Genomic DNA, 22,591 nt, shown 5'->3' with positions numbered 1-22,591 from the left:
AGCTAAGCGGTCTTTTGTCATTTTATAAATAAGTCTTATACATACTATAATTATGATCATACCTGGAGGAGATTATGAAGAAGGGCAAACTTAGTTTACAAGCCGTTATTATTATATTTGTATGCATTGTCGTCGCTTTATCACTTGGAATAACTGATCTTATCATAAGCAAAAGAATTACCTCCAGTGTGGAACAAACAGAGAAAGAAAAAGCCCTGAATGTGGCAAAGATGGTTGTCCTTAGTCCGCAGGTGATTGGCGCTCTCGAAGGGAAAGTGAATAAAAAAAATGTACAAGTTTTTAGTAATCAAATAAGAAAAAAAACCAATGTTAACTTCGTTGTTGTGATGGATATGAAAGGTATTCGTCTATCCCACCCGGAACCCGAAAAGGTTGGAAAGCACTTCACAGGAGGAGATGAAGGGCCAGTTCTTAAAGGAAAGGAGTACGTGTCCATTTCAAAGGGGACTCTCGGTCGATCCATGAGGGCATTTACTCCAATAAAAAATTCTCAAGGAAAACAAGTCGGTGCAGTTGCCGTAGGGATTTCATTAGAAAGTGTAATAAAGGCGGTACATAAAGGCCGTATGGGTATGGTGATCGGTACCGTCATTGGCATCTTAATTGGTGTAGTTGGTGCAGTGGGCCTAGCGAGATACCTCAAAAGAATTCTTTTAGGACTCGAGCCGTTCGCGATTGCCAGGCTGCTTGAAGAGCGCAGTTCTATGCTTCAGTCTGTTCGCGAGGGAATCATAGCTATTGACCAAGAAGGAAACATCACCCTTGTTAACAGGGCAGCCAGTAAGCTTTTAAAAAAAGCTGGACTTGAAGGGAATCCCATAGGGATGAACGTTGAAGAGTATTTGCCAGAGACTCGGTTAGCTCGCATTGTAGAATCGGGTGAATCGGAAATGGATCAAGAACAGAATCTACATGGGGTGACCATCTTAGTAAACAGGGTACCAGTGATTGTGGGAAATCAGCCGGTGGGAGCAATCGCTACTTTCCGTGATAAAACCGAGGTTCAAATTTTGGCCGAACAGCTTACAGGTGTGCGCAATTATGCGGATGCTCTCCGTGCTCAGGCGCATGAATTCATGAATAAACTTCATGTCATTCTTGGTCTGGTTCGTACTGAACAATACGATACACTCGCTAACTATGTGAGTGAAACAGTTAACCACCGTGAAACGGAAGTGGGTTTTGTAACAAAAAAAGTCCAAGATCCGGTTCTTGCTGGATTTCTGATTGGCAAGCTAAGCTTTGCAAGAGAATCTGGGGCCTTACTGTCATTGGATTGCGCAAATAAACTTCCCAAGCCTGTAAATTCGGAAATTACACATGAGTTAATAACGATCATTGGAAACCTCGTCGATAACGCAATGGAGGCAATTGCGGACAGTCCAATCAAAAAAGTCGAGCTTAAACTTGATTACGCAGAGGATATTTTGACAGTCGAGGTTAAAGACACAGGGATGGGAATGACGAAATCACTTCAAAACAAAATACTGGATAAAGGCTTTTCCACGAAAGGGGACAATCGAGGATTCGGATTATATCTTTTGGCGCAGGCAATTGAAAGACTGGAGGGGGACCTGATAATTTCGTCCAAGCCTGGAAAGGGAACGAATTTTGCCGTATATATACCTTATAATGCAGAGGATGAATAGAATGATTAATGTAATGATTGTTGAAGATGACCCGATGGTAGCGGAAATCAATAAGCAGTACCTTTCTAAAATTGACGGGTTCCGTTTAGCTGCAACAGTCAGTTCGGTCGCTGAAGCCATCCGATGTTTAGGAAAGAATGATATTCAGCTAATTCTTTTGGATATTTTTATGCCGGGAAAGCAGGGGCTGGAACTGTTACCGTATCTTCGGAAAAATGATCTTGAAATTGATGTCATCATCATTTCAGCAGCCTCAGATTTTGAACGAATTAAGAGGGCATTAAGGTATGGTGTTGTCGACTATTTGATTAAGCCTTTCGAGTTTGAACGGTTTAATGCTGCGCTTACTTCCTACCTTGAGCAAACTCGGTTCATTGATAAACAGGATTCAGTTAGTCAGCAAGAGCTCGATCACTTACTTTTGCACAGAGAAGAGGCCGTCATCGCAGAGGAACTGCCAAAAGGATTAACGAAGGATACCTTAAAGCAGATATGGGATGCGGTTCAAGAGTTGAAGCAGGGACCATTTTCCACTGATGAAGTAGCTAATGTGGTAGGCATCTCAAGGGTTTCAGCAAGAAAGTACCTTAACTTTCTAAAGGAATTAGGAATACTTGAAGTCAAGGTTATCTATGGAACCATCGGAAGGCCTGTGTATCAGCATGAATATAACCAATTTAAAGAGCACTTAATAAAAAACTATTTGTAAGCAGCTATTGAAACTGCTTACTTTTTTTATTTACAAAAAGAATGATTAAACTTTCATATTCTATGAAAACGGTTTACATGGGAATATGATAGACATGCAGCAAGACAAAGGAGGATTCAAAAATGCAGATTCCTATTAAGAAAACGCTTGATAAAATTCCAGGTGGTCTGATGGTTGTTCCACTTTTTTTAGGGGTATTAACGAATACATTTTTTCCGCAGGTTTTACAAATTGGAAGTTTTACAACAGCATTATTCAGTAAAGAAGCATCATCAACTATTTTGGCATGTTTTATGTTTTTAATTGGTTCGCAAATTAATTTCAAATTAGCACCAAAGGCATTAAAAAAAGGTGCAATATTATTAACAGGAAAATTTATCGTAGGTGCTGGTATTGGTTTAGCTGTAGCAGTGATTTTTGGGCCTGCCGGAATACTAGGATTAACACCATTAGCCATCCTTGCAGCGTTATTAAATGCTAATGGCGGGTTATATGCATCTCTTGCTTCATCGTATGGTGACGAAACGGATGTAGGCGCATATGCTTTATTTTCTTTAAAAGACGGTCCATTTTTCACATTAGTGGCATTAGGTGCATCCGGCCTTGCCACCATTCCTTTTCAAACACTTCTTGGAGTATTAATTCCAATCGTAATCGGAATGATTTTAGGAAATATTGACCCTGATATGAGAAAGTTCCTTGGAAGCAGTAAATTATTATTAATCCCATTTTTCTCATTCCCATTAGGTGCCGGAATGAACCTTTCAACTATTGTGAAAGCTGGAGGTCCTGGGATATTACTAGGAATAATCGCTGCATTCACTGGAATTGGAGCTTACTTCCTATTGAAGTTATTTAAAGAAAACCCTATCGTTGGTTTAGCTACAGGGTCAACTGCAGGAAATGCGGTAGCTACACCAGCTGTTGTGGCCGCAGCAGATCCAACCTTAGCCGCAGTAGCATCTTCAGCTACTGCACAAGTTGCAGCTGCGTGTGTCATATCTGCCATCGTCTGTCCGATTATTGTGAGCTATGTATTTAAAAGGTCCGAAAAGAAAAAAGCGAAACTATCGATTGCACGGGCAGCCTGATAAAATTTTATAAACACGAAAAGTGGTAGATAGAACAAAGCAGTCAGGCAATTTTACTGTCTGCTTTGTTTAATTACAAAAAAGAGACATTAAATTAAAAAAACTAGTGTGATAAGGAAAATGTGATTAACATGGAAAAATAGAAATCTATGTTCCCATAATTGTGCGAGTTTATTTTAAAGAAAGAAGGAAACACCATGAATGTACCTGAGAATGTTATTATTACAACATTAAAAGGAAAAGAGGTTCTCTCTAATCCTTTTTTGAATAAAGGAACAGCTTTTACGAAAGAGGAAAGGGAAGACCTTGGACTCGACGGTCTGTTACCGCCTCAAGCGCTTACCCTTGATGAACAAGTAAAGAGGGTTTATGAACAATATTCGATGCGGACGACGAATTTATTTAAACACGGTCTGCTTTATGATTTATATAACCGCAATGTTGTTCTGTTTTACCGATTGTTGAAAGAACACCTAGCAGAAATGCTTCCAATTATCTACACTCCTACTGTCGGTGATGCGATCCAGTCATACTCCCATAGCTACCGCCGTCCAGGAGGTTTATATCTTTCCATTGATGATCCTGAAGGCGTGGAAAAGGCGTTCTATAATCTTGGACAGCCCAATAATGGCATTGATTTAATCGTTGTTACCGACTCAGAAAGTATTCTGGGCATTGGGGACCAAGGGGTAGGCGGTATTAATATTGCGATTGGTAAGCTTGCCGTGTACACAGCGGCAGCTGGTATTGATCCAAGCCGTGTTCTGCCAGTCGTGTTGGATGTTGGTACGAACAATCAGGCTTTGAGCGCAGACCCTATCTATATTGGCAACAAATTCGCCCGTGTCCGCGGTGAGCGTTATGATAAATTTATTGATTTATTCGTTCATACTGCAAGAAAGTTCTTTCCAGAGGTTCTGATTCACTGGGAAGATCTTGGCAACGTGAATGCGCGTAAGATCTTGGATAAATACGGTGACAACATCCTTACCTTCAACGATGACATCCAGGGAACAGGGGCAGTGACCCTTGCTGCTCTTATGTCTGCTTTGAAAGTAACAGGAGAATCCATGAAGGACCAGCGCATTGTTGTCTTTGGACCAGGGGCTGCCGGCATCGGTAACGCTGACCAAATGGTTGATGCCATGATTTTAGAAGGACTGACCAGAGAAGAAGCCTATGAGCGTTTCTGGGCGATCGACTATCGGGGGTTACTAACGGATGAAACACCAGATGTTTTGAATTTCCAGAAGCCTTATGTAAGAAAGATGGATGAAGTAAAGGACTGGGATAAGAATGAGGATGAAATCATTTCATTAATGGAAGTCGTTCATAGGGTGAAGCCAACCATCCTTATTGGTACTTCCGGACAAGCCGGTGCTTTCACGGAGGAAATTGTGAAAGAAATGGCCAAGCACGTTGAGCGTCCAATCTTCTTGCCTATGTCCAACCCCACTGCACTGGCTGAAGCAGTGCCGGAAAATCTGATTAAATGGACAGATGGCAAGGCTCTAATTGCAACCGGCAGCCCGTTTGCCAATGTAGAATACAAAGGTGTTTCCTATGAAATTGGGCAGTCAAATAACGCATTTGTCTTTCCAGGTCTTGGCCTTGGAGCCATTGTGGCAAAAGCGGAAGTGATCTCAAAAGGAATGTTCGCTGCTGCTGCTTATGCGGTTGCAAGAATGTCGGACTCCAGTAAACCTGGAGAATCCCTGCTGCCATCCATTGAAAAACTTCATGAAGTCTCAAAATACGTAGCCATTGAAGTAGTTAATGCTGCAATTCACGAAGGAATTGCAAGAGCGGATATTCAAGATGTTGAGAGTGCTATTGAAGATGCTATGTGGAAACCTGAGTATAAGGAAATAAAGAGTGTAGGTATTTGGACAAACATTCATTCCTATGCATGAGTAAATAGATAAATAAAATGATGGAATAAAGCTCCAAAACATTTTATATTCAAGGGTTTTGGATTTGTTAAAAGAGAATTGCTTATAATGATCTGTAAAAATTAATTATTCGAAGGTCTTCCATCAGTTTACTGAACTGACGGGAGGCCTTTTCTTCAGATTGGAAGTCATATCCCCTATTCGCCCTCGATATATTTATTTTGTGGGTAATGCCCCATTAATGTCTTTATGGTTTCCGCATTTAGGATTCAGTCAGATTTTTTAAATTGTCATAATGCTTAATTGCTAAGCCGCATTAGAAGAACGTGAGGAATCAGAACGAACGCCCTTTTAATCTTACTTAGGGCTTGCACCTGCAACAAAAAATTTCCATGACATATTATATCGAGATTTCATTAGAGGGGACTGAAATTCGTAGAATGATTCTAAAAAAATTTACAGAAGACCAGCTTATGAAATGGGAGCAGGATGGTTGTCTCTACATTCCAAATGATGGACTTTATAGTGTTGGGGTAAAAGAAAATTTAATCAAATGGGTTGACGCAGTTCAAAATTTCCCTGAAGTAAGAGGGAAATGGATGAAGTATTATGAAAACAGTCTTAAGGACAGTACAAAAATACTAAATAGAATTGAAAATTTTCTTCCTTATCATTCGGAACTAAATGAACTAGTAAATGGAGAATGGATGCTGGGGCTTGTCTCACAATTGTTTGGAGAAGAAGCTGTTCTTTTTAAGGAGAAAATTAATTTTAAGCTTCCGGGTGGAGAAGGATTTAAACCACATCAAGATGTACAGGCTGGATGGGATGAGTACGGACATACATTGCATATTTCTGTTGCCATTTGTATTGATGAGGCTAATGAGAATAACGGGTGTTTAGAATGCGCTTTAGGTGAACACAAAAAAGGACTACTTGGACCAATGTATGAAGAGCTTCCGAAAGAGGCTGTAGATAAATTAGATTGGGTTTCTTATCCGATGCAACCCGGTGATATGATAATATTTGACTCTTATACACCACATCGATCTGGACCAAACCTTACAGACACAACAAGAAGAATGATTTTCTTAACATTTAATAAGCTCTCTCAAGGAGATTTTCGTGAAGAATATTATAAGAATAAACGGAAAAATTTCCCACCCGATTTTGAAAGAAAACCTGGAGAAAAATATGAATATAAAATATAGTAAAGGGATTTTAATGTTCTGGTAGCCATGGGGAGAGGGGATATTCCAAAAAACGAAACGTGAAAACAAACTTGTTTTCGTATCTATTTAAAAGGTAGGCGGGTTTAATGGAGATAGACGATTTTACATTAATCCAGGTGAACAAACCGAGTGGTTGGAAAAAAGTCGAAGTGGTGAACAACCCAACGTCCTACGAATTAATCGGTAGAGGTATGCAAGGCGCTGTGTTTAAGTTGCCAAACCAAAAATGTGTGAAAATATATCCAGATGAGAAACATTGTAGATGGGAAGAAGAAGTATTAAGTAAAGTTCAAAAATCCCCTTTTTTCCCTAAGTTATATGATTCAGGAGCAAACTATATAATCATTGAATATGTAGAGGGAATAACTTTAAAGGACTATTTGAAGAATATGGAAACCATACCATTGGAAATAACTCAACAGATAATAACTATATTTAAAGAAATGGAGCACCTAAAATTCACTGACTATGATATATATTTACGTCATTTCATGGTCACAAATAATAAAACACTAAAGGTAATTGACCATGTGAAGTCCTTTACAAGAAATCGTCCTCAACCGAAGTATTTTTTCGAAGACTTAAGTAATCTTGGTCTATTGGAATCGTTTTTATCTCAAGCCCAAACTATCGACCATAGCCTTAATGATAAATGGAAAGAAACTATAGAGAAATACTTATGATTTAAAAGGCGAAAAAACCTTGATCAAATTGATCAAGGATTTTTCGTTTCTGAGAAAAATCAAGGAGATAACTTAGGGGAGTTCATTTTATCATTTATTTTTCGATAAATTTTTAAAAAGGAAACCCTTCTTGAATAAATCGTACTGCATTTAGTCCAATCATTTGAGAAGGCATAGAGGTGTTGCCATCTGGTAATATAGGGGAAATAGAAAGATCGGCTACTTTCAGTTTTTTTGTACCAAAGACATTTAGATATTCATCCACAACCCCAGTTAGAATACTATTGCCCATCTTGCATTGACCGCCAAAATGAGCGAGATTACGATAAGAAGCCTTCACATAACTTTCTAATTGTTTACGCCGTTCTTCCTTATCATCCATCTTAAAGACCTCTTCAGGCGGATAGACAACTTTGTAGATGCCATCGGGATCTAGTTTACGGGCTTTCTTCATAATACGGTAAGTGTTCAAATACTGTTCAACCATAAAATCTAAGTCATTCGGATTCCCCAGCGGATTAAGATCAATAGAAGGATACGCCTCAGGATCGCTGTGTGAAGCCAATATCGAACCCCTGCTTTTAGGGTTAAGGTCAAAAATGCCTATGCTCATAATATTGCTCTTTTTTGTTTCATCGAACCCCCAATGATTAGCCAATACATCTGGAGCTGGAATAAACGAAGGTGTTGTCGATCCATATAATTGAAGACGCCGGCCCCCGCTTTTGCCTTCTCCTTTAAAAGCACCCAGTGGAAATGGATTGTCTGGGTCAGCAGACATAAGCTCTAAAAGCCGCTCCGTTTCTACTTCTACTCCCATTCCAACAGTAAAATGACTTTGAAAGTTATGTCCTACATTTGGACTGTCAATTAATGTGGTAATACCGGCTCTTGCTAAATCATCCGGGTTCCCAATTCCAGAACGCTGTAAAATAACGGAAGAAAAATTACCCGCACTGACAATGACACCTATAGATGCACGCGCGATATTTGTTTTACCGTTTTTTACAAATTCAACGCCCACGGCAACTTGAAATCTGCCAGCTTCTTTAAATAAAATTTTATTCACTGTTGTTTTGCTCAGGATGACCAGCTCTCTGCCGTGTACTCCAAACTCATCCGCGTGAAATTCATCGCCTTGTGTAACAATTTTTCCGTTTAAATACCCTGTTGCAGTAGAGGAACGAACGTAATGTCCATTTACTTCTTCATTTAAAAATTGGGATTTGTAAAATGTACAACCTCTTATTCCAGTATTATAATCTTCGACAATTGGAATATTTAACACTTCTGATGTTGCTTCGGCTAATGTAACAGTCAGCCCATCTTCAGGAATGTTCTGTTGTCTTACAAATATGGGGCCCTTGCTTCCTCGTTCTTCCGATTCTTCTGTTTCACCTGTGTAAGTTTCATTCTCTTTGAATAAAGGACGAACTTTGCTGTAACTCCACTGAGATCCAATGAGTTCTGCCCACTCATTATAAAGTCTTCTGCTTCCACGTACGGCATACATTGCATTATGTTCGGAACTTCCCCCGATGGCTCTGCCGCTTGATACACGAAGCTGCTGGTTCCCAATGTTTGGCTCAGCATTGGTCATGATATTAAATGAGTGCCTATTATCAGTGGCTAATATGCCTGCTGTTGCACCAGAAGGGCTGCTCAGTTCTTTTATCATATTGGTTCCAGGTTCAAGGAGAAGTACAGAAGTAATTTTGTCATCTGTTAATTTTTTGGCAATTACTCCTCCGGCAGTACCAGCCCCAATCACGATATAATCGAATGTGTTATTGGTTGACACACTAATACTCCTTTCAATATTGGCCTTTTTATATTCTGAATATTGGAAATTATAAACACAACAACATATATATGATTATTAAAAAATATGGTGTAAATGCCCTATCTCTTTTTCTTAATGGCTGAATCAAATAGTGATTTATCGAGGGGCTTTGGAGCTGCAATGGGGGCTGCAGCCAGAGCAGGCGGGATCGGATTCGACATGTTCATGGCTAGCGGATTTTATTAGGATATAAGAGAAGTCGGAGTGATTACCTATTTTATCCTTGGATTTTCCATTTTTCTTGAACTCGCAGCAACAAGAATAAAAAGAAATTTGAAAATGGGGAATTAATTGAAGGGGTCATCTACATGGATCACCATTTTGGAAGGCGATGAATACAGAAATCATCGCCTGTTACTTTTTTTAAAACTTTTTAATAGAAATAATATTTACTATTACTTTACAATTTCCGCTTCTCTCTTTATTTTTCTTTGGTCCTATTATCCTAAGATTTGATAAAAATGCAATGAAAGTTATAAGTCTAAATACCCAAAACTATCCCTTATTTAAATAAAATATTACTTACATTTGCTTAATTAAGAGACAAAATTCCTAATTAACAAAAAATAACAAAAACCTTACCTTCCTCTAAAACTGAATTTACAATCTTCTGATAAAGTTTGAGATGTAACTATGGATTAAGGCTATGCTTGAATATTCGACTTGGCTTGATGTCAAAATCTAAAAACCTACAAAAATTAGGGGGGAAATTCAATGAGTAATCAAAATGAAAACAAGGTTTTTAACAGAAGGGACTTCATAAAAGTAGGAGGGATGACTACACTTGCCTTAACGATAGCGTCTGCTGGAATTCCAGGTGTAAATGTATTAAGTAGCGTTGCTCACGCTGAAACAAACGATAATGCGAAACTGCAATTTAATACAAATGGAAAGTATAAAATTGTACAGTTTAACGATACGCAGGATGATGAGCATATTGATCGCCGGACCATCCAGTTAATGGAAAAAGTCCTTGACAGTGAGAAGCCGGATTTTGTAGTACTAAATGGTGACAACATTACAGGCGGCTGTAATTCAGAGCTTGAGATGAGACAAGCAATGAACAATGTTGCCCAGCCAATGGAACAAAGGGGTATCAAGTGGGCAGTAACCTTTGGAAATCATGATGAGGATTCAACACCAAAAGGCGGCCTTGATGAGGAAGCCATGCTTAAATTTTATATGGCATACAAATACAATGTTAATCAGCCAGGAGCAACTGGCATTAATGGGACTGGAAACATGAACCTGCTTATTAGGGATTCTGCTGGCAAGAAAGCGGCATTCAACCTTTGGCTGCTAGATAGTGGCAGATATGCTCCTAAAACGATTGCTGGACAGGATTTTAGTGGATATCCGACTTGGGATTGGATTCGAATGAATCAGATAAACTGGTATTATGAGACTTCCAAAAAGCTGGAACAGCAATTTGGCTATAAAGTACCTTCTCTCATGTTCATTCATATTCCTTTGTGGGAACATCGCTTTATGTGGTTTGACAGTGTCGATAGCCGAACAGAAGCTGATCATGCCCGTGCTGCAGCAAAGCATCAAATAGTCGGAGAAAGAAATGAAGAGGAGTGCCCAGGTCCATTTAATAGCGGGATGTTCTCAGCTATGCTTGACAGGGGAGATGTCAAGGGGGTCTTTTGCGGCCATGACCATGTAAATACTTATATGGGTAATTATTATGGGATTTTACTAGGTTATTCTGGCAGTACAGGATTTGGTGCTTATGGGCTGCCAGGTGTGGGCCGGAATCGATTACGCGGCGCCCGTGTATTTAATTTGGATGAGAATAAACAGGATGTTTTAGTCGAAACACATATGGTTTTTGCAAAGGACTATGGCATAGATCTTACTGCCAACGACCAAAGCACTGAACCAACTTTAATACCAGAAAACAAAAAACAAGAACAAGTAATTTTAAAATAGAAGTAAAAGTAATCTGCCGTTAGGCCTGCTCTTTATATGAGGGCAGGCTTTTTTTTTGATTTGAGAAATATGAATATTCTATACATTGTTTACAGGATTTTTCCATCCAAAACTAGAATACATATTATTGATGCCAAAAAATGTTCTTTACCTATAGAGGAGGAATCAACAATGGCCCACGAACAAATGAATCCCACAATCGAAAAAATCCTTTTAAATATTGAAAAAGTCATGATTGGAAAAAGAAATGTAGCAGAACTAAGCCTCGTGGCTTTGCTTTCAGGAGGCCATGTTTTATTAGAAGACGTACCAGGTGTCGGAAAAACGATGATGGTTCGCGCCCTGGCAAAATCAGTGAATGCCAACTTCCGCCGAATTCAATTCACCCCGGACCTGCTGCCATCCGACGTTACCGGTGTTTCCATTTACAATCCGAAAGAAATGGAATTCCAATTCCGTCCAGGTCCGCTCATGGGGAATATTATTCTTGCTGACGAAATCAACCGGACCTCGCCAAAAACTCAATCGGCACTGCTCGAAGGGATGGAGGAAGCGAGCGTCACAATCGATGGCGTGACCCATAAGTTGAAAAAGCCGTTTTTTGTTATGGCGACACAGAACCCGATCGAGTACGAGGGTACATATCCTCTTCCGGAAGCACAGCTCGACCGCTTTTTATTAAAAATGAAAATGGGCTATCCGGATTTGGCAGAGGAAATAGAAGTGTTGAACAGGGCACAAAAGGTTCCGCCCATCGAGGACTTGGAGCCAGTAATTGACCTCGAAGGTTTACTTGACCTTCAAAAAGAAATCAAAGACGTATTTGTGGATGACACCATTAAGCGCTATATTGTCGACATCGTTAATCGTACACGAGGTCATGGCAGCGTCTACTTAGGGGCAAGTCCCCGCGGATCCATCGCTTTAATGAAAGCAGCTCAAGCTTATGCTTATATGTTTGGCCGAGATTATGTCCTGCCGGATGATATTCAATATTTAGCGCCATTCGTTTTATCCCACCGGATTATTTTAAAATCAGAGGCAAAATTCGAAGGGATATCTGCAGAAGAAATTGTGGGCAGGGTGGTTACACGGGTTCCTGTACCGGTTCGAAGGCTTGTGAAATAAATGAAAAAACTATTTCACCTAATAAAAAAAGCCTGGAAATTTGTTTTGCTATTGTTACTGATTCTTTTAACCTTCTCCTATGCGATGTTTCAAGGAGGATTTGTCAGCTGGTTTTTATTCTATAGCTTTCTTCCATTTGCAATTTACTGTGTGGCCCTGTCCATTTACTCGATGAATGAGCTTGAAGTGACCAGAACAATACCTAAAACTGATTATAATGCAGGTGAACAGTTAAAAGTGAACGTCCAAATTAAAAGATCGAAAGGTTTTCCGTTATTTTATTTACTAATCGAAGACCATTTGGATGAGGCGTTAAAATATGCTCAGCAGCTAAAAGCCCCGAAGGCACTGTTGCTGCCGGGAATGAAGAAGGAATTTTCCTATGAATATATCATTCATGAACTGCCAAGGGGAGAGCATTTTTTCGAAACCTTTACTTTGAAAATTGGTGATCCACTTGGTTTATTCCAAAAAGAAAAAACCTATGAAAAGGAAAGCAAAATAATTGTCTATCCTGCTTATACCGAGCTATTATACCGCCCGTTTGAAAACCAATACGATCAAGGCCTGACCGCATCCCGTGAGCGGGTGCAGAGGGACACCTCAATGGCTGTTGGCGTAAGAGATTACCAGCCAGGCGACCGTTTCTCCTGGATTAACTGGAAAGCCTCAGCAAAGCGGGGCGAGATCATGACGAAGGAATTTGAGCAGCGGCAGTCCCATGATGTTTTTGTGGTTATGGATTGCGTGCCCGATAAGCACTTTGAGCCAGTCGTTTCTTTTACCGCTTCCCTTATTCGCGCCGTCTTGAAAAAAGGAGCGCAAACCGGGCTGTTAACCAGCAGCAAAGAAAGAGCCTCATTTCCAATCCGGGGCGGTGAGCAGCATATTCAGGAGCTATTTTATCATCTTGCCAAAATAGAGGCCAAAAGTTATTCCTCGTTTGATAAAGTGCTGGAAACTGACAGTTTTTTTATCCAACAATCCGTCTCCTTTATGCTTGTCACAGCGCAATTGACGAAACCCCTAATTGAAAAAGCGAGTTTTCTTGGGCAAAGAAAGGGATCGATTACTCTTTTTCTCATAAAGGGTCAGAAAGAAGCGCCATCGGAAAACGAACGATCATTGATTGCCCTCGCGAATGCCCGCGGGGTCCGGGTAATCATGATTCATGAAGGCGAATTTACCTCGGCCTTTTCGGAGGTGAGCATATGGTCATGAGAAGGGACCTACCTTCATTTCTTTTATATGTATTTGGTTTCCTGCTTTTATGGGAATGGCTGCGGCCTATTGAACAATTAACCGATACCGCTAATATCGAAACGTTTATTATCTTTTTGGTCATCTCCTTTGTCCTTTCTTTTTTTCAAATGAAATGGTTGTGGCAATCCATCATTAAACTGATCTTTATCCTGTATTCAATTAATCATTTCTACTATGATGCTGGTTTTTTTCAGTTTAGCTGGTTGAAGGCATTTCTTGGCGATGCGGCTGATAACCTAGGGTTAATCGTGGCAAGAAACTGGAATGATTTATCGAGTGAATTTCGGACATTCTTATTTTTTATTTTGTTGTGGCTGATGGTGTATTTAATCCATTACTGGCTTTTAAACCGAAAACAAATTTTTATCTTTTTCTTCTTAACCTTAGTTTATATTACGGTGTTGGATACGTTTTCGCCATACAACGCAAAAATAGCGATTGTTAGGACAGTTGTCGTTGGGTTTGCTGTAATGGGCATGCTGACGTTTTTCCGAATCCTGCAAAAAGAAAAGGTCAATAGTGAAGCATCTTTTTTGCGAAAATGGATGGTTCCACTTGCAGTAATGATAGCCTTTAGCGTACTGGTTGGCATTGCTGCACCAAAGGCAGCCCCGATTTGGCCTGACCCTGTCCCATATTTAACTGCAGCTCAAGATAAGGGCGGAAAGGATGCGGCCGGCCCGCATCGAATTGGATATGGAGAGGATGACTCCGCATTAGGCGGTCCGTTTATCGGGGATGCCAATCCTGTATTCATGTACGATGGGAATGGAAAGGATTATTGGAAAATGGAAACAAAGGATACGTATACAGGGAAAGGCTGGATTGCCTCGGGGACAACTCCGATTCCTTTTCGACAGGAGGACTTGGTTCCTGTCTATTCCTTCCCGCAAAATGTTGAAACCATTAAGGAAACGGTTCGTGTCAACACACATGTGAACTATAAGTACAATTATATTATGTACCCAGCCGGAATAAAAAAAATAATCAATATCCTGCCTGATGACTCAAAGGGAAATCGATTTATGATTGATACTACCAATGAAAGAATCAGCTTTTTAAAAAATGATAATCGCCCTCAAGTTCCACAGATTTTTAATTTAGAATTTGCTGAACCTAAATATAAAGCTGCGGATTTGCGGGTGACAACCGGCTATAATCCCGAAGAAATGAGTCAGGAATTTTATCAACAATATACGCAGGTACCACAGGAGCTGCCGCCAAGGGTGAAGGAGTTGGCAGAAAAAATCACCAATGGTAAAACGAACTGGTTTGACAAAGCAAAAGCGGTTGAAAGTTATTTTGGAAATACAGAATATACGTATGATCAAAAAAATGTTGCTGTACCAGGGCCTGCAGAGGATTATGTCGATCAATTTTTGTTTGATACAAAACGAGGCTATTGCGATAATTTCTCGTCTTCGATGGCTGTTATGCTGAGATCAATTGGTATTCCGACCCGCTGGATTAAGGGTTTCACGGGCGGGGATTTTATCAAATATAGTACGGAAAACTCGGGGAATCAAATATACGAAGTAACCAACAACAATGCCCATTCCTGGGTTGAGGTATTTTTTCCAAATCAAGGCTGGGTCGCTTTTGAGCCGACAAAAGGGTTTTCAAATGAACTCAATATTGATTATGGAACAGGACAATCTTCTTCAGGCAACCAATCCTCAACTCCGGCTCCAGTGAAAAAACCTCAGAAGGAGCAAATTGAGGATAATCCGGTGAAGAAGGAAAACTCCTTTGATTTCCAAACGGTTTGGAACCAAGTGAATTTGTTTTGGAAAGGGAACTGGAAGTTACTGGTTTTGGCCGTGATCTTACTCGTTGTTATAGGAGGAATTCTATATCGGATTCGCGGCAAATGGTTTCCATATCTCGTTTTGCTGCGCTATCGCTTCAGGAAAAAAGATGACAATATCTCAGAAGCCTATTTGATTTTATTGAGTCAGCTCGAGCGCTATGGATTAAAACGGAAGGACAATCAAACACTAAGGAACTATGCACGCTATGTTGATTCGTTTTTTTCAACAAGGGAAATGACACGGCTGACTGCCAGTTACGAGCAATATTTGTATCATCAAAATCTTCCGCAGGGCAGCTGGAAGGAATCCCGTAAATTGTGGGAAAATTTAATTAAAAAGACAATCGCTTGACCAGAAAAACATCCTATTGATACAATATGTTTTAATTTAATAGGGTACGCATTTTTACCTTCATATATCCTCGATAATAGGGTTCGAGAGTCTCTACCGGGCCGCCATAAATGGCCTGACTATGAAGGCAGAATTTTTCTGTGAGTAATTTCTTAAGAGAAAACTAGAATTCTGCCTTCCTGAGATTCGTTCGGGGGGAGAATTCTAGTTTTTTTTATTTACCTGTAGCAAATACTAAAATAAATTTGAACAAATTGAGGTGGCCGTTTTGACTGGAAAACAAGATATGATTGTTGTTTTAGATTTTGGAAGCCAATATAATCAATTGATTACACGCCGGATTCGTGAGTTTGGCGTCTACAGCGAGCTCCATCCGCATACGATTACAGCAGAGGAAATCCGCCAAATGAACCCTAAGGGGATTATTTTTTCAGGTGGTCCGAACAGCGTCTATGATGAAAACTCATTTCGCTGCGATGAGGAAATTTTTGAAATGGGTCTGCCTATTCTGGGGATTTGCTACGGCATGCAGTTAATGACCGTTCATTTCGATGGGAAAGTGGAAAAAGCAAAGCAGCGGGAATACGGAAAAGCCACAATGAAAATTCAAAATCAGACAGCTATTTTTGCTGGCCTGCCTGACGAGCAAGTTGTTTGGATGAGTCATGGGGATCTTGTGGTAGAAGCACCAAAAGGTTTTAACATTGATGGTACAAATCCTCACTGTCCGATTGCGGCAATGAGTGATGAAGCAAGAAAGCTTTATGCAGTTCAATTTCATCCAGAAGTACGCCATTCCGTTTACGGAAATGACCTGCTAAAGAATTTTGTGTTTAACATTTGTGATTGCGCTGGCGATTGGTCGATGAATAACTTCATTGAAATGGAAATGGCGAAAATTAGAGAAACTGTTGGCGATAAGAAAGTGCTTTGCGCTTTAAGCGGCGGAGTAGACTCATCTGTAGTAGCCGTTTTGATTCATAAAGCTATTGGAGATCAGTTGACTTGTATTTTTGTCGACCACGGACTGCTTCGGAAAAATGAGGCAGATAGTGTTATGAAGACTTTTTCAGAAGGTTTCCATATGAATGTCATTAAGGTTGATGCAAAAGACCGTTTCTTATCGAAGCTTGAGGGTGTTTCTGATCCGGAGAAGAAGCGAAAGATTATCGGAAATGAATTTATTTATGTATTTGATGATGAAGCGACGAAACTTGAGGGAATCGAGTACCTCGCACAGGGAACGCTTTATACCGATATCATTGAAAGTGGAACAGCAACGGCGCAAACGATTAAATCGCATCATAATGTAGGCGGTCTGCCGGAAGATATGCAGTTTAAATTAATTGAACCATTAAACACGTTATTTAAAGATGAGGTTCGTGCGCTTGGCACCGAGCTTGGCATTCCGGACGATATTGTGTGGAGACAGCCGTTCCCTGGTCCTGGACTTGGCATTCGTGTGTTAGGGGCCATTTCGGAAGATAAGCTTGAAATCGTCCGGGAATCTGACTGGATTCTCCGTGAAGAAATTAAAAAAGCCGGGCTCGACCGTGACATTTGGCAATACTTCACTGTGCTTCCGGACATCCGCAGTGTTGGTGTAATGGGTGATACGCGGACATATGATTATACAATCGGTATTCGGGCGGTCACTTCGATTGATGGGATGACTTCTGACTGGGCGCGGATCCCGTGGGATGTACTTGAGAAAATCTCAACCCGCATTGTAAACGAGGTAGCACATATAAACCGGGTGGTCTACGATATTACCAGTAAGCCGCCTGCAACCATTGAGTGGGAATAGGAAATACCAAAATACGAACATTGTTATTTTTTACTATAACAATGTTCGTATTTTTTGTTTACAAAATGAATTCGCCCTGTTAAAATAAAAAACGTAAACAAGAACTTATCATATTGCATCGTATAATCTTGGGGATATGGCCCAAAAGTTTCTACCGAGCTACCGTAAATGGCTTGACTACGAGGCAGTGTTTTGAATAAAGAGGCATTTCTTTTCCTCTCTATTTTTACACAGCCTAGAGTCACGCTCCGGTAGAATATACCGGAGCGTTTTTTCGTAAAATAGAAAGAGAAATTTTTTCCAAGGGGGAAAAGAAATGCACAAGTATTTTGAGTTTGAAAAACTAGGTACAAATTATCGCCGCGAGTTTATCGGCGGTTTGACCACTTTTTTAGCAATGGCTTATATTTTAGTCGTTAACCCATTAACCTTATCACTTGCATCGGTGAAGGATTTTCCAGCGGACTTGAGAATGGATTATGGTGCAGTGTTTGTCGCAACAGCATTAGCATCTGCTTTGGGATCCATAATAATGGGTCTGTTAGGGAAGTACCCGCTGGCATTAGCGCCAGGTATGGGATTAAATGCATTTTTTGCTTATACAGTCGTTTTAGGAAATGAAATTCCTTGGCAGCATGCACTTGGTGCCGTGTTGATTTCCGCAGTATTTTTCTTCATCTTAACGTTGACAGGACTTCGTGAAAAAATCATTAATGCGATTCCTGTTGATTTAAAACACGCAGTGGGTGCCGGAATTGGCTTATTTATCACGTTTATTGGTTTACAAAATGCTAAGATTGTAGTGAATAACGATGCGACATTAGTAGGACTTGGTGACTTGTCATCTCCAGAAGCATTACTTGCAATTTTTGGTATTGTGGTAACAGTGATCATGATGACTAGAGGAATCAATGGTGCAGTATTTTATGGTATGATTCTTACGGTCATTGTTGGAATGATTTTCGGTGAAATTAAAATGCCTGGTAAAGTGGTTGATAGTGTTCCAAGCTTATCGCCGACGTTTGGCGCCGCATTCTCCTCTTTCGGAGACAGTTCTTTTTACACAACCTCCATGCTTGGGATTATCCTGACATTCTTGTTTGTTGATTTCTTTGATAACGCAGGAACACTTGTGGCTGTGGCTAATCAAGCAGGACTTATGAAGGACAATAAGCTTCCAAATGCAGGTAAAGCGTTGCTTGCAGATTCGATTGCTTCCGGTGTTGGTGCCGTGCTTGGTACATCAACTACAACTTCATATATTGAGTCATCTGCCGGGGTAGCGTCTGGTGCGAGAACAGGTTTTGCTTCGTTAGTAACAGCCGGACTATTTATTTTATCACTATTCTTCTTCCCGTTATTATCAGTCGTTACAGCACCTGTTACAGCACCTGCCCTTATCATCGTTGGTGTCCTTATGGTTTCTTCTTTAGGGAAAATTGATTGGAAGAAGTTTGAAATTGCTGTTCCAGCTTTCTTAACAATGATTGCGATGCCTTTGTCTTATAGCATTGCAACAGGTATCGCGGTAGGATTTATCTTCTACCCAATCACGATGATCGTAAAGGGTCGGACAAAAGAAATCAACCCAATCATGTACTTCTTCTTTGTGATATTTGTTCTTTATTTCATCTTCTTAAAATAATGATTAAAGGAACTGCGGCGGCGGCCGCGGTTCTTTTTTTTACCTGGAGGATTGTTAATAGTATTGTCGATTTTCGTCGTTGACTTCTTGTTTTTCCTCTTATAACATGAAAATATTAAGGTTACGCTGATGGAAATGGGGAAAAAGGGTATGTCAAAGCTATTAATAGATAAAGTATTAAATAACAATGTTTTAATTGCTGAACACCCTTCCTATGAAGAAGTTGTTTTAATTGGCAAAGGCATTGGGTTTAACCGGAAACGCGGGGATTATATTGATATTGATACAGTAGAAAAGCTTTTCGTTTTAAAAAATGAAAAAGAACAAGAGAACTATATCAAGCTGCTTCCGTTTATCGATAATGATTTTTTAGAAGTGATTATTTCTGCGATTGATTTGATTAAGCAAAGGACAAATTCCCAGCTGAATGAACATATCCATGTTGCGCTCACTGACCACTTAATGTTTGCAATCACGCGGGCATCACAGGGGATGGAAATGAATAACCCCTTTCTAATAGAAACGAAAGCTCTCTACCGACATGAATATGAAGTAGCGGCAGAGGTAGTAGAGCTGATTAATAATAAAACGGGGATATCCCTCCCGACCGGTGAGATTGGGTTTATTGCGCTCCATATTCATAGTGCGATTTCCAATAAGAACCTATCTGAAGTCAATCAGCATTCACAGCTTGTCAGCCGGCTGGTTGAAATGGTAGAGGAGCAGTTTGACATCGAAATTGATAAGGAAAGTATTGATTATATGAGGCTTGTCAGGCACCTTCGTTTTGCGATAGATCGTGTTGTTAAAGGGGAGAAGGTGGAGGAGCCAGAAAAAATCGCTTCCCTCTTGAAAGCGGAATATCCGGTGTGCTATAATCTTTCATGGAAGCTCATTAAAGTGATGCAACAATCATTAAAATTGAAGGTTTTCGATGCAGAGGCGGTTTACCTAACGATGCATCTGCAAAGGCTTCAAAACAAATTTAAATAGCTATTATTTTTTACGTGTTACTGATTCGATCAGGCATGAGTGAAAAGTATTAATTGATTTGAGGATTTAGGGGTATTCTATACCCATATCTTCTTTCAGTTAAACTTTTACTCATGCCTTTTTTGTTTTCTTTTAACAAAGATGTAAACGCTTAATGAGCTGGAAAATGGATATACGGGAGGAATATTTATGTTTAAAAATGCTTTTGGCGTCTTGCAAAAAGTCGGTAAAGCACTAATGCTGCCAGTTGCCCTTTTACCAGCGGCAGGGATTTTGCTCGCTTTAGGGGCGGCGCTGGTTAACCCGGCTTTATTGAACATAGCTCCATTCTTGGATAATAGTGCTGTAGCTATGGTCGCTTCTGTTATGAAAAATGCCGGTGATATCGTTTTCGGTAACCTGCCGCTTTTGTTTGCAGTAGGTGTTGCTATAGGATTAGCTGGTGGGGAAGGTACAGCGGGTCTTGCGGCGATCATTGGTTACTTGATTATGAATGTAACTATGGGAACTGTATTAGGGATTGACCCGAAAGAAATTAATGGTACGAATTATGTAAGTGTTTTAGGGGTTCCTACCCTTCAAACAGGTGTGTTTGGCGGGATTATAGTTGGTATTATTGCTGCATCTTTGTACAATAAGTTCTATGAGATTGAACTGCCATCTTATTTAGGGTTTTTTGCGGGAAAACGTTTTGTTCCAATTGTTACCGCGGGAACAGCGATCATTTTAGGATTAGTCATGTTAGTCATTTGGCCGCCAATTCAATCTGGATTGAACGCATTCTCAAACAACATGGTTAATGCAAACCTAACACTTTCGGCGTTTGTATTCGGTGTTATCGAACGTTCGTTAATTCCGTTTGGATTGCATCATATTTTCTATTCACCATTCTGGTTTGAATTTGGCAGCTATACAAATAAAGCTGGTCAAGTTATTCACGGTGACCAACATATCTTTATGGCACAGATTTCTGACCACGTGAAAAATCTGACTGCTGGTACTTTCATGACAGGTAAATTCCCGTTCATGATGTTTGGGCTGCCAGCTGCAGCATTAGCGATTTATCAAGAAGCACGTCCGGAGAAGAAAAAGTTTGTCGGCGGTTTGATGGCATCAGCTGCTTTAACATCATTCTTAACTGGTATTACTGAACCAATTGAATTCTCATTCCTTTTTGTTGCGCCAGTTCTATTTGGTATCCATGCGGTTTTTGCCGGACTATCATTCATGGTAATGCATCTATTAGATGTTAAAATCGGGATGACGTTCTCCGGTGGATTAATTGACTATATCTTGTTTGGATTACTCAACCCGCAAACACATGCGTGGCTTGTTATTCCAGTAGGTCTTGTATTTGCTGTTATCTATTACTTTGGCTTCCGTTTTGCGATTCGTAAGTTTAACTTAAAAACGCCAGGCCGTGAATTGGATGATGAACAAAATCAAGCGCCAACAGGTAAAGCAGGATCAAGTGATTTAGCTGCTAATATTTTAGATGCAATGGGCGGCCAAGGAAATATTGCTCATTTAGATGCATGTATTACACGTCTTCGTGTCTCTGTAAACGATATTAAAAATGTCGATAAAGATGAATTGAAAAGACTTGGCGCTGCAGGAGTACTTGAGGTTGGTAACAATATTCAAGCGATCTTCGGTCCGCGTTCCGAAACCATTAAAGGTCAAATGAAAGATATAATAGAAGGAAAACGTCCACGGACGACGGTGGTTAACGCACCAGAAAAAGGTGTAGAGCAGCAGATTGAAGAGATTAACCCTGATGCACTGCAAACTGAACGTAAAAATGATGAAGTTTTTGTTGCTCCAATTAAAGGTGAAATTAAGGCTATTACAGAAGTGCCCGACCAAGTTTTTGCCGGGAAAATGATGGGTGACGGTTTTGCGATTGTGCCTGCTGAAGGAACGGTTGTTTCACCTGTTGATGGGAAAATTGTAAACCTATTCCCGACGAAACACGCGATTGGAATTCTTTCTGATGGCGGACGTGAGATTTTAATCCACGTTGGTATTGATACAGTTAATTTAAAAGGCCAGGGTTTTGAAACGTTAGTATCTGAAAATGACCGCGTGACCAAGGGTCAGCCTTTATTAAAAGTTGATTTAGATTATATTAAAGAGCATGCCACTTCATCGATAACACCAATTGTCTTCACGAATTTAACCGAAGGAGAAAAGGTGGTTATTGAAAAAGAAGGTCTTGTGGATCTCGAGCAAGAAGGCATTATTAAAATAACGAAGTAAGAAATAACCGGCCCGCTGTGGGTCGGTTATTTTTTTGTGTTTTTTTGTTGACGTACCATTGTCAGGGTGTTATTATATTAAAGCGGTCGTTAGTGACGGGTTAACAACAAAATGATGTTGAAAAACATTCTTGAAAAAGTTGTTGACATTGATACAACCGCATGATATAGTAATAAAGTTGCTTCTAAAGGAAGTAACGAGATTGTTCTTTGAAAACTAAACAAACAAAAACGTCAACAAACAATAATATTCGTTTCTTTTTGAAACGAGCCAACGTTT

The 22,591-nt window shown here is 40.0% G+C and carries 15 protein-coding genes, 1 pseudogene and 2 riboswitches; of the genes and pseudogenes, 15 read left to right on the top strand and 1 reads right to left on the bottom strand.

The window, feature by feature from the left end; genetic code table 11:
• The first annotated feature begins 74 nt into the window (after positions 1 to 74).
• From dcuS to ACIFOT_RS30860, 6 genes are all read left to right on the top strand, one after another.
• On the top strand, positions 75 to 1,670 hold the full coding sequence (dcuS, locus tag ACIFOT_RS30885; RefSeq protein WP_430072424.1) for a DcuS/MalK family sensor histidine kinase: 1,596 nt from the start codon (positions 75 to 77) through the stop codon (positions 1,668 to 1,670).
• Between the two features lies 1 nt (position 1,671).
• Positions 1,672 to 2,379 carry a response regulator gene (locus ACIFOT_RS30880; RefSeq protein WP_430072421.1) on the top strand — a complete coding sequence of 236 codons (708 nt, stop codon included), beginning with the start codon at positions 1,672 to 1,674 and terminating at the stop codon, positions 2,377 to 2,379.
• Positions 2,380 to 2,501: 122 nt separating this feature from the next.
• Complete coding sequence (locus tag ACIFOT_RS30875) at positions 2,502 to 3,470, top strand: 2-keto-3-deoxygluconate permease (protein WP_430072418.1); 969 nt, start codon at positions 2,502 to 2,504, stop codon at positions 3,468 to 3,470.
• Between the two features lie 197 nt (positions 3,471 to 3,667).
• Positions 3,668 to 5,383, top strand: a complete 1,716-nt coding sequence (locus ACIFOT_RS30870) for an NAD-dependent malic enzyme (RefSeq protein ID WP_430072415.1) — start codon at positions 3,668 to 3,670, stop codon at positions 5,381 to 5,383.
• A gap of 419 nt (positions 5,384 to 5,802) precedes the next feature.
• A complete protein-coding gene (locus ACIFOT_RS30865) occupies positions 5,803 to 6,573 on the top strand; it encodes a phytanoyl-CoA dioxygenase family protein (RefSeq protein WP_430072412.1) in 771 nt (256 codons plus the stop codon).
• A gap of 107 nt (positions 6,574 to 6,680) precedes the next feature.
• Positions 6,681 to 7,277: a serine/threonine protein kinase gene (locus tag ACIFOT_RS30860; protein WP_430072409.1), complete on the top strand. Its 597-nt coding sequence runs from the start codon at positions 6,681 to 6,683 to the stop codon at positions 7,275 to 7,277.
• Between the two features lie 112 nt (positions 7,278 to 7,389).
• On the opposite strand, the gene ACIFOT_RS30855 is transcribed toward ACIFOT_RS30860, so the two are convergent.
• The gene (locus tag ACIFOT_RS30855) at positions 7,390 to 9,078 is read right to left on the bottom strand and encodes a GMC family oxidoreductase (RefSeq protein WP_430072406.1); all 1,689 of its coding nucleotides are present in this window, start codon (positions 9,076 to 9,078) and stop codon (positions 7,390 to 7,392) included.
• A gap of 156 nt (positions 9,079 to 9,234) precedes the next feature.
• Here ACIFOT_RS30855 and ACIFOT_RS30850 point away from each other — a divergent pair.
• The 9 genes and pseudogenes from ACIFOT_RS30850 to ptsG all read left to right on the top strand — a co-directional run.
• Positions 9,235 to 9,411 (top strand): annotated as a pseudogene (locus ACIFOT_RS30850) (phosphonate ABC transporter permease); the annotation flags it as partial.
• A gap of 423 nt (positions 9,412 to 9,834) precedes the next feature.
• Positions 9,835 to 11,055: a metallophosphoesterase family protein gene (locus ACIFOT_RS30845; protein WP_430072404.1), complete on the top strand. Its 1,221-nt coding sequence runs from the start codon at positions 9,835 to 9,837 to the stop codon at positions 11,053 to 11,055.
• A gap of 171 nt (positions 11,056 to 11,226) precedes the next feature.
• Positions 11,227 to 12,183, top strand: a complete 957-nt coding sequence (locus ACIFOT_RS30840) for an AAA family ATPase (RefSeq protein ID WP_430072401.1) — start codon at positions 11,227 to 11,229, stop codon at positions 12,181 to 12,183.
• On the top strand, positions 12,184 to 13,404 hold the full coding sequence (locus ACIFOT_RS30835; protein WP_430072398.1) for a DUF58 domain-containing protein: 1,221 nt from the start codon (positions 12,184 to 12,186) through the stop codon (positions 13,402 to 13,404).
• Positions 13,395 to 15,608 carry a transglutaminase TgpA family protein gene (locus ACIFOT_RS30830; protein WP_430072395.1) on the top strand — a complete coding sequence of 738 codons (2,214 nt, stop codon included), beginning with the start codon at positions 13,395 to 13,397 and terminating at the stop codon, positions 15,606 to 15,608. The genes ACIFOT_RS30835 and ACIFOT_RS30830 overlap by 10 nt, the downstream gene beginning before the upstream one ends.
• A 40-nt stretch (positions 15,609 to 15,648) precedes the next feature.
• Positions 15,649 to 15,750, top strand: a riboswitch (purine riboswitch).
• Between the two features lie 144 nt (positions 15,751 to 15,894).
• Positions 15,895 to 17,415: a glutamine-hydrolyzing GMP synthase gene (gene guaA, locus ACIFOT_RS30825; RefSeq protein WP_430072472.1), complete on the top strand. Its 1,521-nt coding sequence runs from the start codon at positions 15,895 to 15,897 to the stop codon at positions 17,413 to 17,415.
• Between the two features lie 98 nt (positions 17,416 to 17,513).
• A riboswitch (purine riboswitch) is annotated at positions 17,514 to 17,615 on the top strand.
• Between the two features lie 116 nt (positions 17,616 to 17,731).
• Positions 17,732 to 19,060 carry an NCS2 family permease gene (locus tag ACIFOT_RS30820; RefSeq protein ID WP_430072392.1) on the top strand — a complete coding sequence of 443 codons (1,329 nt, stop codon included), beginning with the start codon at positions 17,732 to 17,734 and terminating at the stop codon, positions 19,058 to 19,060.
• Between the two features lie 150 nt (positions 19,061 to 19,210).
• Complete coding sequence (gene glcT, locus ACIFOT_RS30815) at positions 19,211 to 20,053, top strand: glucose PTS transporter transcription antiterminator GlcT (RefSeq protein ID WP_430072389.1); 843 nt, start codon at positions 19,211 to 19,213, stop codon at positions 20,051 to 20,053.
• Between the two features lie 189 nt (positions 20,054 to 20,242).
• Positions 20,243 to 22,312: a glucose-specific PTS transporter subunit IIBC gene (gene ptsG, locus ACIFOT_RS30810; protein WP_430072386.1), complete on the top strand. Its 2,070-nt coding sequence runs from the start codon at positions 20,243 to 20,245 to the stop codon at positions 22,310 to 22,312.
• Positions 22,313 to 22,591 lie beyond the last annotated feature (279 nt).

The organism is Neobacillus sp. NRS-1170 (assembly GCF_050468025.1).
This window is presented reverse-complemented; position numbering and strand designations above follow the sequence as displayed.